The 12,472-nt window shown below is 62.6% G+C and carries 10 protein-coding genes and 2 pseudogenes; 8 read left to right on the forward strand and 4 right to left on the reverse strand.

Annotated elements, in window-relative coordinates; translation table 11 throughout:
• Nucleotides 1–269: 269 nt before the first annotated feature.
• The 3 genes and pseudogenes from ACCD11_RS06010 to ACCD11_RS06020 all read right to left on the reverse strand — a co-directional run.
• Nucleotides 270–863, reverse strand: a pseudogene (locus tag ACCD11_RS06010) (type IV secretory system conjugative DNA transfer family protein); the annotation flags it as partial.
• A gap of 105 nt (nt 864–968) precedes the next feature.
• Nucleotides 969–1,337, reverse strand: coding sequence for a winged helix-turn-helix transcriptional regulator (locus tag ACCD11_RS06015; protein WP_413312936.1), 369 nt, complete (start codon nt 1,335–1,337; stop codon nt 969–971).
• 484 nt (nt 1,338–1,821) lie between these two features.
• On the reverse strand, nt 1,822–2,937 hold the full coding sequence (locus ACCD11_RS06020; RefSeq protein WP_413312938.1) for an NADH:flavin oxidoreductase: 1,116 nt from the start codon (nt 2,935–2,937) through the stop codon (nt 1,822–1,824).
• Between the two features lie 239 nt (nt 2,938–3,176).
• On the opposite strand from ACCD11_RS06020, the gene ACCD11_RS06025 reads away from it, so the two are divergent.
• The 7 genes from ACCD11_RS06025 to ACCD11_RS06055 all read left to right on the forward strand — a co-directional run bounded on the left by ACCD11_RS06025 (nt 3,177) and on the right by ACCD11_RS06055 (nt 11,221).
• Nucleotides 3,177–4,214, forward strand: coding sequence for an AraC family transcriptional regulator (locus ACCD11_RS06025; RefSeq protein ID WP_413312939.1), 1,038 nt, complete (start codon nt 3,177–3,179; stop codon nt 4,212–4,214).
• Between the two features lie 119 nt (nt 4,215–4,333).
• Nucleotides 4,334–5,674 carry an MFS transporter gene (locus tag ACCD11_RS06030; RefSeq protein WP_413312940.1) on the forward strand — a complete coding sequence of 447 codons (1,341 nt, stop codon included), beginning with the start codon at nt 4,334–4,336 and terminating at the stop codon, nt 5,672–5,674.
• Between the two features lie 160 nt (nt 5,675–5,834).
• Nucleotides 5,835–6,602 carry a 3-hydroxyacyl-CoA dehydrogenase gene (locus tag ACCD11_RS06035; protein WP_413312941.1) on the forward strand — a complete coding sequence of 256 codons (768 nt, stop codon included), beginning with the start codon at nt 5,835–5,837 and terminating at the stop codon, nt 6,600–6,602.
• Nucleotides 6,603–6,666: 64 nt separating this feature from the next.
• Nucleotides 6,667–7,407, forward strand: a complete 741-nt coding sequence (locus ACCD11_RS06040) for a nitroreductase (protein WP_413312943.1) — start codon at nt 6,667–6,669, stop codon at nt 7,405–7,407.
• On the forward strand, nt 7,404–9,056 hold the full coding sequence (locus ACCD11_RS06045; protein ID WP_413312945.1) for an AMP-binding protein: 1,653 nt from the start codon (nt 7,404–7,406) through the stop codon (nt 9,054–9,056). The genes ACCD11_RS06040 and ACCD11_RS06045 overlap by 4 nt, the downstream gene beginning before the upstream one ends.
• Nucleotides 9,049–9,480 carry a MaoC family dehydratase gene (locus ACCD11_RS06050; protein WP_413312946.1) on the forward strand — a complete coding sequence of 144 codons (432 nt, stop codon included), beginning with the start codon at nt 9,049–9,051 and terminating at the stop codon, nt 9,478–9,480. Before ACCD11_RS06045 ends, ACCD11_RS06050 begins: the two co-directional genes overlap by 8 nt.
• Before the next feature lie 103 nt (nt 9,481–9,583).
• Nucleotides 9,584–11,221 (forward strand): tannase/feruloyl esterase family alpha/beta hydrolase, encoded by a 1,638-nt coding sequence (locus tag ACCD11_RS06055; RefSeq protein ID WP_413312948.1) that lies wholly within the window; start codon nt 9,584–9,586, stop codon nt 11,219–11,221.
• Nucleotides 11,222–11,268: 47 nt separating this feature from the next.
• On the opposite strand, the pseudogene ACCD11_RS06060 reads toward ACCD11_RS06055, so the two are convergent.
• Nucleotides 11,269–11,500 (reverse strand): annotated as a pseudogene (locus tag ACCD11_RS06060) (MarR family transcriptional regulator); the annotation flags it as partial.
• Nucleotides 11,501–11,745: 245 nt separating this feature from the next.
• Between ACCD11_RS06060 and ACCD11_RS06065 the strand changes: the two are divergent.
• Nucleotides 11,746–12,453: a flavin reductase family protein gene (locus ACCD11_RS06065; protein ID WP_413312950.1), complete on the forward strand. Its 708-nt coding sequence runs from the start codon at nt 11,746–11,748 to the stop codon at nt 12,451–12,453.
• Nucleotides 12,454–12,472 lie beyond the last annotated feature (19 nt).

The raw sequence follows: 12,472 nt of genomic DNA on the forward strand, positions 1-12,472 counted from the left end.
CCGCGCCGATGCAGTACCTCGCGCAGGCGCTCAGCGCTTCGCCGATCCCATGGAGGAAACCCTGTTGACGCAAAGCGGATGACGACATGGCCGCCGTTTACTAAACGGCCGTTATGCAGCGTAGGCACTGCCACGCTGCATCGTGGAATTGGAGCCCACTAGATGGTTTGAAGGCTGATCACGCTCTCACAGATGTGCACCCAAGCTCGGAGCTGACGCAGCTGACCAAGCCGAAAGTCCGCACTGCCGGCCCACCTCCCAAGTCACCGACGAGCCTGCATCATCGCGGAGACCTGCTGCCCAAGGCGCGGCTCAATCACAGGCCGCCACGGAACCAGGGCGAAATCGAGCAACGTCGGTACGACCAAGCCCACGCCTTTGCCGGAACGCGTGGGTGCGAAGGCCAGCACATGCCCTGGACCTTCATGCCGGATATAGCAGGCATCCTTGAGTCCCGAGCGCCCAAGGAACACGCCGGCAGGCTTCATCAATCCAGTGCTGGCAATATCTCCAAGCTCGGCCCAGCGTGCCGAGCCGTAGGTCGTGACGCGGGCCGCCACTCGCGAACGCCACACAGCCATGCCGATGGCCGCGCCGGTAGCGAGCATCCCGCTCGGTGCCGCGATGGTTCCGCCGCGCAGGAAAATGTCAGGCGCATAGGCATCAAACCAGTACCACATCGAACAGCTTCCAGGGTTTGTAGACAGGCACGCCCAGCGTCTTGGACCAGGGCGCTCCGAGCTGCGACTGATAACCGAGTGCATGCGCCGTCCACTGCGTGGCCGCCCACACGCCCTCGTCGTGACGCCCAACACCACAACAATCTGTCCGAACAGGATGCCGTTTGCTCCTCTCCTGTCCACTTCGCCAATAAATCCAACGGGTTTCAACAGAAGTGCCGCCCCCCGTTTTCCATGGCGTGCCGCGGGAACACTTGACCGCGGCTGAGATCGTCACTCACGAGCAGGTCAAAGCCCTCGCTGGTCAAATGCGTGGCGTGCCTTCTGGACCAACGGCAGCTGGACCATCGTCCAATCGTGCAGTGCACGCAGCGGCTGCTGCAAGGTTCGCCCAAGCGGTGTGATGCCGTACTCCACTGCAATGGGCGAAACCGGAATGACGCGACGGGAGACCAAGCCGTTGCGTTCGAGCCTGCGAAGGCTCTGGGTCAGCGCCTTCTGGGTGACGCCTTCCAGGCGACGCTTGATGGCGTTGAACCGGTGCGGCTCGTCATCCAGCACGGCCAAAATCATCATCGACCACTTATCCGCGATCTGGTCGAACAAAGCTCGACTTGGACACTCTGAAGAAAAGCATTCCGGCGTGATCTTTGGCATTGGGCGGTTTCCTTCGTGATACCTGGGCGATCCTAAGTGCCTGATTGACGCCAAGTTTACTTGGTGTACCTCGCAGCTCCCGTGCGACGGGCGAACGACGCAAAGACAAAGAACAAGGTTTTCTCTAGTGAGGTCGTGCCGAAGTACCAGGGGACTCGATGGAGGTATGGGCCGGTCCTTGTCTTCGAATTCTGAATCACTGTCAGACGATCGAATTCCGCCATCGCCGTTATTTCGTGTGAGCGCCCCGCTCGCAAGAGCCGTCAAAGCCATTTTGAGCGGAACGATGTGAGACATCGGCAACGGCGTCACCATGAGAGCGGGTTCACGGTGACCCCCACCATACCCGCGCGCAGCATGGCGGCCAAAGCCACGGGGTACATGAGGTGATTGTGCCGCCCGACCTACGATGTTGGAGACTGGCCGCCTATCGGGGGTAGGCGACCATAATGTCTAGCGACCAGTGAACGGCGTTGCAGTTCGATCAGACGAGTGCACCCAGCGCGGCGGCGTCAAAGCCCTTCAGGTTCGTGTGATCGCCCGATTGAATCTTCGAAACCCAGTGCGGGTCACTGAGCAATACACGGCCGACGGCAATCAGGTCGAACTCGTTTCGTTCCATGCGCTCGACCAATCGCTGCACGCTCGCCGCTTTCGATCCCTTGCCGGCAAAGGCGTTCAGGACGTCACCATCCAGGCCGACGGAGCCCACACTGATCGTGGTCGCGCCGGTCAGCTTCTTGGCCCAGCCCGCACAGTTCAGGCCGTTTTCGCCATCGAGTTCCGGAAATTCCGGTTCCCAGAACCGCCGCTGCGAGCAATGCAACACGTCCACGCCAGCTTCCACGAGCGGCAGCAGCCAATCCGTCATTTCCTTTGGGGTGGGTGCGAGACGCACGGTCAGGTCCTGCTGCTTCCATTGGCTGACGCGCATGATGATCGGAAAGTCGGGACCCACCGCCTTGCGGGTGGCGGCCACGATCTCGCTGGCGAACCGCGAACGCTCCTTGAGTGTGGCGCCGCCATACCGATCGGTGCGCCTGTTGGTGCCGGACCAGAAGAACTGGTCGATGAGATAGCCGTGTGCACCATGAATTTCCACGGTATCGAAGCCCAGGCGCTTGGCATCTGCCGCGGCTGTAGCGAACGCTGCCACGGTGTCCGCGATCGCTTCCTCGGTCATGGCTTCACCGCGCGGCTTGTCCGGTGCGTCCAGACCCGACGGGCTCTCCACCGGCGAATCGGGTTCCCACTCGGTGTAGCGCGCCGAACCGGTATGCCAGAGCTGCGGACCCATGTGGCCGCCGGCTGCGTGCACGGCATCGATCACCCCCTTCCAGCCGGCCAGCGCAGCTTCACCGTGGAAGAACGGGATGTTGGGATCGTTGCGGGAGGCAGGGCGATTGACGACCGTACCCTCCGAAAGAATCAGCCCGACCTGGCCTTCTGCACGGCGCCGGTAGTAAGCCGCATTCGCCTCGATGGGGACACCGTTGGGCGAGAAGGTGCGGGTCATCGGCGCCATGACTAGCCGATTCTTGAGTTGGAGATTCTTGATGGTGAGTGGCTGGAACAGCACGCTGGTGTTGACGGATGACATGGATAGCTCTCGGTTGTAAGACCCGGCGAATGGTATATACAGTAGACCTAGTGTCAACTAGGTACTTTGAAGTGCCCAGGTATATCCGAGGAAACCGGCCATGGTTGATCGCCCACTTCAATGCTTCGCCGCCGACTTCGCGCCTCATGCCTCGCATGGCAAGCGACTGGATTTTTCAAGGCCGCCCAGGCACATTGATGGCACACCCACCTGATCAAAGCCATTCGCCGGAGACGAGCATGAAGTCCGCAGGACTGAAGGGAACCATCGCGATCGAACTCGTTCATGAAGCGCTTCATGCCGCGCGGCTTCGCAACATGGAGATCACCCATGTCCTTGAGCTCGCCAAGCTGGATCGCGAGTTGCTGAACTCTCCGCGTGCACGCATCTCCGCCGCGGCGTATTCGCGCATGTGGGTTGCGCTTGCGGATCTGATGGACGACGAGTTCTTCGGTCTGGACAGCCACGGGCTGCGGCGCGGAAGCTATGCGCTCATGACCCGTGCTGCTGTCAGCTCGGACAACCTGGAGCATGCCCTGCGCCGCATTCTGAGGTTCCTTCGATCGACGCTGGACGATTTTCGTGGCGAGTTGATCCGTACGGAAAGCGAAGCTCGCGTGATCCTGCACGACGGCGGCGTGCTGCGTCGGTTGTTCGGCTACGGCACCTGGTTCATCCTCGTGCACGGCCTGGCATGCTGGTTGGTGCATCGGCGCATTCCCTTGAGCGAAATGCAGTTTCGGTGCGCGCCTCCCGCCGACGACAGTCACTACCGCACACGGTTCTGCGACAACGTGAGCTTCAACGCCGAGACCACGCACATCGTGTTCGCGAGCGACCTGCTGGACCTGAAGATCGCAGAGACGCCCGAGACGGTCGACAGCTTTCTCCGCGCGGCTCCCGCGAACTTGCTTGTCAAGTATCACAACGACGCCAGTACAAGCGCGCAGATTCGAAAGAGTTTGCGCAGCCGGATGCCAGACGAGTGGCCGGAGCTGGAAAAAATCGCTCGGGAGTTACGCCTTTCCAGTACCACGCTCCAGCGCAGGTTGCAGCAGGAAGGTTTGAGCTATCAACGGTTGAAGGACGACCTGCGCCGGGACATCGCCATTGACCTGCTATCGAGCGCGTCGCTGACCGTGGCGGAGGTTGCCGCACAGACCGGATTCCAGGAAACGAGTGCGTTCCATCGCGCCTTCAAGAAGTGGACCGGCGTCAGCCCCGGCGCCTATCGTTCCGCCAGCAATCCGACGCAGGAACGCTCATCGCGCCCGTAGCTCTCGTGTCCTGACGCCCCGTCCATATCGAGGTCCTTGGGCATGGGCACCGAACAGTTGCAGAAATAACCTCCGGTCGACGCCGCACAAAGCGGCCAACACCAACGACAGGAGACAACATGCAACAAGTCGATGTGCACGCCTTGGCGGGCCGATCGCGCTTCAATGGATTCCACGGGCTCGTCCTTTTCTGGTGCGTGCTGATCCTCATCATCGACGGCTATGACCTGGCCGTCGTCGGGGCAGCGCTCCCGTCGATCATGAAAGACATGGGGGTCGATGCGACAAGCGCCGGCGTCATGGCCGGGTCCGCGTTGCTTGGCACGATGCTGGGGGCCATCTTTCTTGGCACCTTGGCGGATCGAATCGGGCGTCCGCGCATGATCGCCGTGTGCGTCGCGTTCTTCAGTCTTTTCACCGCCGCGGCCGGTTTGACCCATGACCCGATCAGCTTCAGCGTGGCCCGCTTCATCGCTGGCCTGGGCATCGGAGGCGTGCTTCCCATTGTGACGGCGCAAATGGGTGAGTTCGCTCCATCGAATCTGCGCACTCGCTTGGTGACTTTGGTGTTTGCCGGCTATTCAGTGGGCGGCATTCTTGTCGCTCTGACCGCCAAGCAACTGATCGAGGGCTATGGCTGGCAGTGGGTGTTCTACGTGGCGGGACTTCCTGTGCTTCTGATCCCGCTCATCCTCAAGACGATGCCGGAGTCGCTGTCGTTCCTGGTCAAGAAGGGGGACCAGCGGCAGCTGCGGGCGATTGCGGCAAGGATTGCGCCCGAGCAGGCGCATGCGATGGACGCCATCTACGTTGGATCGCCCACCGACAAGGTGCGCGCAGCACCCATACGCAGCCTGTTCGAGGAGGGCCGTGGGCTCAGCACCGTGATGATCTGGGTCGCATTCATGACGGGCCTTTTCATGGTCTACGCGCTGAACTCGTGGCTCACCAAGCTGATGGCCATGGCAGGCTACAGCCTCGGCTCCGCCCTGAACTTCGTGATCGTCTTCAACGTCGGCGCCATTGTCGGCGCGATCGGCGGAGGACTGCTGAGCGACAAGTTCAACATCAAGCACGTTCTGATCGGCTTCTATGCAGCAGGTGCCATGTCCCTGACCGCACTCGCCTATACGAAGTCGACCGAACTGCTGTTCCTGGCCGTGTTCATCGTGGGAGCTTCCACGTTGGGCACGCAACTCCTGGCCTATGCATACGCCGGTGATTTCTATTCGCCTGCGACACGGTCAACGGGTGTGGGCTTCGCATCCGGTGTCGGCCGCATCGGCGCCATCGTCGCGCCGGTTCTGATCGGTTGGCTTGTCTCCTTGAAGCTTCCCATGGCGCAGAACTTCATGGCGATCGCGGTTGCCGGGCTTCTCGGGGCTGTCGCCGTCACGTTCGTGAACCAATCGCGAGCCGATTCGACGCGCACCAGAGCTGTGAACGCGCTGGCCAGCTAGCAAGCGAAGCCCCCATCAAAAAGGGGCGGCATTGCCGGGCCTCGAGGGGTGTCCGTACGCCCCACGTTACTGACGTGATCGGGCATGGCCGCGAAGGGGTTCGGTGGATAGAGTGAACCGACAAGGCACTTGCCGGTGAGCAGGTGCGAAGGAGACAGGAATGCAAGCAAGAGATCGTGGTTTTGTCATCACGGGCGCAGGTTCCGGCCTGGGTGCCGCGACGGCTCGGCGCCTGGTGAAGGCGGGAGCTTCCGTCCTTCTGCTGGACCGGGACATTGCCGCAGCGCAGGTCCTTTGCCATGAGCTGGGAGACCGGTCCATCGCAGTCCGGGCCGACGTCACGTCCGCGGCCGATGTCGAGAATGCGCTGCGGCTTTTCCGCGAAGCCTTCGGCGACCTCCACGGCGTCGTCAATTGTGCCGGGGTTGCGCCCGCAGAGAAGGTGTTGGGGCGCGAACGTCCGCATGACCTCGAGGCCTTCGCACGCACGATCCAGATCAATCTGGTCGGCACCTTCAATGTGCTGCGGCTGGCGGCCGCAGAGATCGCGAAGAACCGCGCCGCGGAAGACGGCGAGCGCGGCGTGATCGTCAACACGGCGTCGGTTGCCGCCTTCGATGGGCAGATTGGCCAGGCGGGATACGCCGCCTCCAAAGGAGGCATCGCCGCCATGACGCTGCCTGTTGCGAGAGAACTCTCGCGCGTGGGAATCCGGGTGGTGGCCGTGGCACCGGGAATCATGGAAACGCCAATGCTTTCGGCCATGCCGGCCGAGGTGCAGCAAGCGCTTGGACAGATGGTGCCTTTCCCTCCGCGATTGGGTCGTCCGGACGAGTTCGCGAGCCTGGTGCTGCACATCATCGAAAACCAGTATCTCAACGGCGAAGTGATTCGTCTGGACGGCGCAATCCGGATGGCTCCCAAGTAATCAGCGAGTACGCCTTGCCCCTGACGCGCGGCACAAAAGATATGAGAAGAGAAGGATTTTTCGAATGAACCGAGTGACCGCGCCCGCATTGAGCGCAGAAGTCCTGCGAGAAGCCGTGGATTGGGCCATCTCCAGCCGGCGGAGCGTGCGGGCTTTCCTACCCAGGCCCGTGCCTTCCGAGGAAGTCGAAGCCATTCTTTCGACGGCGCGCTACAGCGCCTCCGGCATGAACATGCAGCCGTGGCGCGTGCATGTGTTGACCGGCGAGGCGAAGGCGAAGCTGTCTGCAGTGCTGGCCGAGCTCGATGACGACCCCGAAGGTTCGCAGGACCTTCAGGAGCCCTACGACTACTACCCGCGCGAATGGATTTCTCCGTATCTCGAACGGCGCCGAAAAGTTGGGTGGGACCTGTATGGTCTGCTGGGAATAGCCAAGGGCGACAAGGAGCGCATGCACAAGCAGCATGGGCGCAACTATCGCTTCTTTGACGCTCCCGTCGGGCTCTTCTTCACCGTGAATCGCGAACTCGCGGAAGGAAGCCTGCTGGACTACGGCATGTTCCTGCAGAGCGTGATGATCGCTGCGAGGGCGCGGAATATTCACACCTGCCCTCAGGCAGCGTTCCTCAAGTTTCACCGCCAGATCGCCGACTTCCTGGAGATTCCCGTCGGGCAAATGCTCGTGTGCGGCATGAGCCTTGGCTATGCCGACCCAGCTTCCATCGAGAACTCGCTCGTCACCGAGCGTGAGCCGGTGTCGACCTTCACGACGTTTCACCACACTGCCAAGGGGACAAGACCATGAGCGCGAAATCCTACGGAACGGGCCTTGACCGCTGCGAAGCGAACCACGTGCCACTGACGCCGCTTGGCTTCCTGGATCGGGCCGCCCTTGTGCATCCGAAGCGCGTGGCGGTGGTGCATGGCGATCTGACGCGGACGTGGGAGCAGACACGCGAGCGCTGCCATCGCCTCGCGTCGGCACTTGTCGCGCGGGGCATCGAGCCGGGCGACACCGTCTCCGTCCTCGCGCCCAACACACCGGCCATGCTGGAAGCGCATTTCGGCGTGCCGCTGGCTGGTGCGGTCCTCAACGCCATCAATCACCGTTTGGACGCGGAGGGAATCGCGTTCATCCTGCGGCACGGCGAGTGCAGGCTGCTGCTGGTCGACCGCGAGTTCTCCGCTGTCGTCGCCGCGGCGCTGAAGAAGCTCGACCATCCGCCTTCGGTGATCGATATCGAAGATCATCTGGCACCGCCAGGCGAGCGCATCGGCGAGGCCGACTACGAATCGCTGCTCGCAAGTGGCGATCCGGATTTCGCGGGCCGCTGGCCGTCCGACGAGTGGCAGCCCATCGCCCTGAACTACACCTCCGGCACGACTGGCGATCCCAAGGGCGTGGTCGTCAGCCATCGCGGCACTTACCTGATGAGCCTGCTCCAGAACACGAACTGGGCCGTTCCGCGGGCGCCGAGGTATCTGTGGACGCTGCCCATGTTCCACGCGAACGGTTGGTGCTTCACGTGGGCCATCACGGCAGCGGCGGGTACGCATGTCTGCCTGCGCCGGGTGTCCGCCGAAGCGGTACTGCTGGCGATCGAGGCGCACCAGGTCGATCATCTCTGTGCCGCGCCGATCGTCATGGCCATGCTGGCGGACTCTGCGCGGCACACCAGGTTGAGCCGGCCGGTGCGCGTACTGACCGCCGGGTCGCCTCCGCCGATCGCCGTGCTGGACGCGGTGCTGGCCATGGGCTTCGACGTGGAGCATGTCTTCGGTATCACAGAGGTGTCCGGCACGCCGGTGAGCTGTGTCTGGCAGGATGGGTGGGGCGACCTCCCGCCGGCCGATCAAGGCAAGCTCAGAGTGAGGCAGGGCGCGAGGGCCGCCATGTTCGAAGGCCTCATGGTCGGCGACGCGGACACGCTCGATCCTGTTCCTCGGGACGGCAAGACCGTCGGTGAACTGATGCTGCGCGGAAACACGGTGATGATGGGCTACTTCAAGAACGAAGCGGCCACGCGCAAGGCACTCGCGGGCGGCTGGTTCCGTACCGGCGACGTCGCGGTGCTCCATGAGAACGGCTATGCCCAGATCACCGACCGTTCGAAGGACGTGATCATTTCGGGCGGAGAGAACATCTCATCCGTCGAAGTCGAAGACGTGATTCATGGGCATCCGGCGGTGCTGCACGCTGCCGTGGTCGCTCAGCCAGACCCGAAGTGGGGCGAAGTCCCCTGCGTCTTCATTGAACTGCGAGCCGGCGTTGCAGCACCGACCGAAGAGGAGATCGTCAAGTTCTGCCGGGAACGCCTGGCCCACTTCAAATGTCCGCGCCGCGTGGTGTTCACAAGCCTTCCCAAGACTGCGACCGGAAAGATCCAGAAGTTCCGTTTGCGCCAGGAAGCGGGAAGCACGGAAGCCATCACCAGGCTGGCAACCCATGATTGAGTGCATACCGGCGGTGGGCCCCGCGATCCGGGCCGGGTACTGCTTCTCGCGCGTCCATCGCTTCGATGACGAGCAGGTTCGCACGTTTGCACGGGCCGCAGGGGACGAGAACCCGCTGCACCACGACGCAGACTTCGCGCGCAACACGCGATTCGGTGGACTGATCGCGAGCGGGGCGCATACGACGTCACTTCTGATGGGCCTGGTCGGGTCTCACCTCGCCAAGAGGGGCCATGTCCTGGGCACGAGCTTTTCGGTCGATCTGCTGTATCCCGTATTGGCGACCGAGACCGTGACCCTGGCGTGGATCGTGACATCCACATCGGCCGCCGCCCGCCGGAAGTACGGGAGCGTTCTCGAACTGGAGGGTTCGATGAAGGACGCGAATGGGCGGGTCAGCGTGCTCGCGCACGGCAGGGTCTAGTTCGATCCGGAACCCTAAGTCGAGGTCACGCCCCGAGGGTGACCCGTTTCGCTCGGGCAAGCAGGCGCCTGCCCATTCTTAAAACGAGCTATTGGAGACAGAAATGATCAATCTGGATAGGCCCTCTCGCGCTTGGCCAGGGGCCGCCGCCAAAGCACATCGTGCAAGCAAACCGGTTCCTGGACGCTCTCTGAAGAAGGCGGCCTCGCTCTTGCTGGCGGCACCCCTTTTGTTGGTTGGTTGCGGCGGCGGTTCTTCGGGAGCAGCGCCCGCGGTGCTCGCAGCACCAGTGGCGCCCAAGTCGGCCGAAGCTGCATGCATGGAATTGCAGGGCCAGACTTTCGAAGGTGCGGTCGTTGCCAAGGCGCAGTTTTTTCCGACCACGGGCGCAGTTCCCGAGAACTGCCTCGTACGCGGCGAGATGCCCAAGGATCTGGCCTTCGAAGTCAGGATGCCAACGGTGTGGAACCATCGAACCGTCTTCATGGGGGGCGGCGGATTCGATGGCGTGATCACCGCCAGCGCGTACAGCCCAGGCGTGGCCGAAGGGGGTTATGCCACGATCGCGACGAACCACGGGCACACCGGGTCGAGCCTTGAGGGAAGTTTCGCCCTGGATGCCGACATGCTCAACGACTACGCGTACCTGGCGGTGGCACGGGTGCTTCCTGCGGCAAAGGCGATCATGAAGGCCCGCCTGGGCAGCGCAGAAGTCGCCGGCGCGAAGATGGTGTACGAGGGTTGCTCCGGCGGTGGACGCCAAGGCCTGATCCAGGCGCAGCGATATCCAGACGCATTCGACGGCGTTATTTCGCGCGCACCTGCGAATGCCTACACGCCGCAGTTCCTCTACTACCAAAAGCAGATGAAGCAATTGGCCAAGCCCGGCGCGGCCCTGAGCAAGGCGAAGGTTCAGACCATTGCCAATGCTGTGATGGACCAGTGCGACGGACTCGATGGGCTCAAAGACAATGTCATCGGTCGGCCCGACCTTTGCACGTTCAACCTGTCCGCGCTCAAGTGCACTGGCGCCGAGTCGAATTCGTGCCTGACGGATACCCAGCTGGAATCGGCCAGGACGATGTACGAATCCACCAGCGTGGCAGGGGGGCGCTACACCTGGCCGGGATTTCCGTTTGGAGGAGAAACGGCCGACCCGGCGCGCCTACAGGCCTGGGGTGGACCCGGTCCGACGTTGCTTGGCGGCGACTTCATGAAATACTTCGTTGCGCAGAGCGCCACCGCGGATCCCCTGCAGATCGACCCGGCGCAGTACACATCGCGTCTCGACTATCTCGTCGGCTTGATCGACGCAGTGAACCCGGACCTCTCGCAGTTCAGGGCGCACGGGGGCAAGCTGCTGCTTTGGCATGGCCTGACGGATTGGTTGATCACGCCGCATAACACCACGGACTACTACAACAAGGTGATTGCGTCAGCCGGCGGCCAAGCCACGGCGGACCAGTTTGTCGAGTACTACCAGGCGCCTGGCGTGGATCACTGCGCCAACGGGCTCGGTGTCGGACAAGGCGCTGACAGGGTCGACCTGGTCGGGCCCATGTTTGACTGGATCGAAAAAGGCGTGAAGCCTTCGAGCAAGAAAATCGTGGCGACCAATAGCTTGGCGGCTCCGGGGACAAAAGCCATGCAACGCCCGCTTTGCAAGTACCCGCAGTACGCAAAGTACAACGGAAGCGGCGATCCCGACGCCGAATCAAGTTTCATCTGCACGGCTCCATAGTCATCCGGCATGGTTGGAGCAACCTTGCGCTGAATGTGTGAGCACTCGTGTTGCCCCAACTTGGTTATCGTGACCAGCGGTGAGCGCCGATCGCGACTGTCGGGCGCGGTCTTTACGTGCCCGTCGCGCTCCATGCGGCTGACCTTCAGGTAGCGCGCGAGGTCGCCCACGCTCATTCCCCCCCCGCGGCCTCGTCGCGCGCCTGGGCACCGAGCACCGCCCATGCTGCGTCGTCAGGCCCTCGACTTCGACGGCCACGCCGCTTGTTCTATGCAACATGTTTGCACATCGATAGAGGCGACGACGGTCTGGGTGCCTGCAATCGGTCGCGTTCCCCCGATCTTTGACCGAATTGAAATAGTGCTTTCGCCCCCGTCGTCTTACTCGAAGGGCAGGCGCCTCATAGAGTAGCCCCGCGGTCCGCAAGACGATAAGTCCCACGAGTCCGCCGACCTCCGCGCATGGCTGAGGGTGGCGCGTCGCGCTGAACGTTCACCGCTTCCCGTTGCAAAAAAGACCGCATCATGATCATCGACTTCTCGACACTGGATTCCACCTCGGCCTACAAGCTGCTGATCGGCTCCATCCTTCCCCGCCCGATCGGCTGGGTCAGCACTCAATCCAGCAACGGGGTGGCGAACCTCGCACCGATCTCGTTCTTCACGGCCGTCGGGCGCAAGCCGCCAATGGTGTCGCTCTCGCTGCAGCCGCGCGCCGACGGCGTGACCCTGAAGGACACCTTCGTGAACATCCGCGACACCGAAGTGTTCGTCGTCAACCTGGCCACGCTGCCTCTGGCGCACGCGCTGCACCGTACGGCCTTCGAGTTCGCCTCCGACGTCGATGAGTTCACCGCCGTCGGGGTGGAGAAGGAAGCTTCGGCAGCAGTCCGCCCTCCGCGCATCAAGGGTGTCCCCATCTCGCTCGAATGCAGGCTCGATCGGATCATCCCCATCGCCGTGGGTGAGAACGTGGTATTCGGCCAGGTGGTCTGCTTCAACATCCGCGACGACGTCTACCTGGAGGGCGGCCGCATCGACACGGGTGCACTGCAAGCCGTCGGCCGCCTGGCCGCCGAGTACACCCTCGTGCACAACACCTTCACGACGCCGCTGGCCGAAGAGCTCCTTGCCGCGCTGGACGGCCAACGGGCCGGGCGGCTGGATGGCAAACCCGACGGCTACTCGCCGATCGACACCAAGGAATGGTCCGCCTCCGGCTCGACCCGCTGAATCTCAATCCACCTACAGG

It is taken from the genome of Variovorax sp. Varisp36 (assembly GCF_047304235.1).
Taxonomy (GTDB): domain Bacteria; phylum Pseudomonadota; class Gammaproteobacteria; order Burkholderiales; family Burkholderiaceae_C; genus Variovorax.

Excerpts from the sequence above, each read along its gene's own strand:
- ACCD11_RS06055 (WP_413312948.1), top strand. The coding sequence starts at position 9,584 with ATGATCAATCTGGATAGGCCCTCTCGCGCTTGGCCAGGGGCCGCCGCC.
- ACCD11_RS06035 (WP_413312941.1), top strand. The coding sequence starts at position 5,835 with ATGCAAGCAAGAGATCGTGGTTTTGTCATCACGGGCGCAGGTTCCGGC.
- ACCD11_RS06020 (WP_413312938.1), bottom strand. The coding sequence starts at position 2,937 with ATGTCATCCGTCAACACCAGCGTGCTGTTCCAGCCACTCACCATCAAG.
- ACCD11_RS06030 (WP_413312940.1), top strand. The coding sequence starts at position 4,334 with ATGCAACAAGTCGATGTGCACGCCTTGGCGGGCCGATCGCGCTTCAAT.
- ACCD11_RS06025 (WP_413312939.1), top strand. The coding sequence starts at position 3,177 with ATGAAGTCCGCAGGACTGAAGGGAACCATCGCGATCGAACTCGTTCAT.
- ACCD11_RS06015 (WP_413312936.1), bottom strand. The coding sequence starts at position 1,337 with ATGCCAAAGATCACGCCGGAATGCTTTTCTTCAGAGTGTCCAAGTCGA.
- ACCD11_RS06040 (WP_413312943.1), top strand. The coding sequence starts at position 6,667 with ATGAACCGAGTGACCGCGCCCGCATTGAGCGCAGAAGTCCTGCGAGAA.
- ACCD11_RS06045 (WP_413312945.1), top strand. The coding sequence starts at position 7,404 with ATGAGCGCGAAATCCTACGGAACGGGCCTTGACCGCTGCGAAGCGAAC.
- ACCD11_RS06065 (WP_413312950.1), top strand. The coding sequence starts at position 11,746 with ATGATCATCGACTTCTCGACACTGGATTCCACCTCGGCCTACAAGCTG.
- ACCD11_RS06050 (WP_413312946.1), top strand. The coding sequence starts at position 9,049 with ATGATTGAGTGCATACCGGCGGTGGGCCCCGCGATCCGGGCCGGGTAC.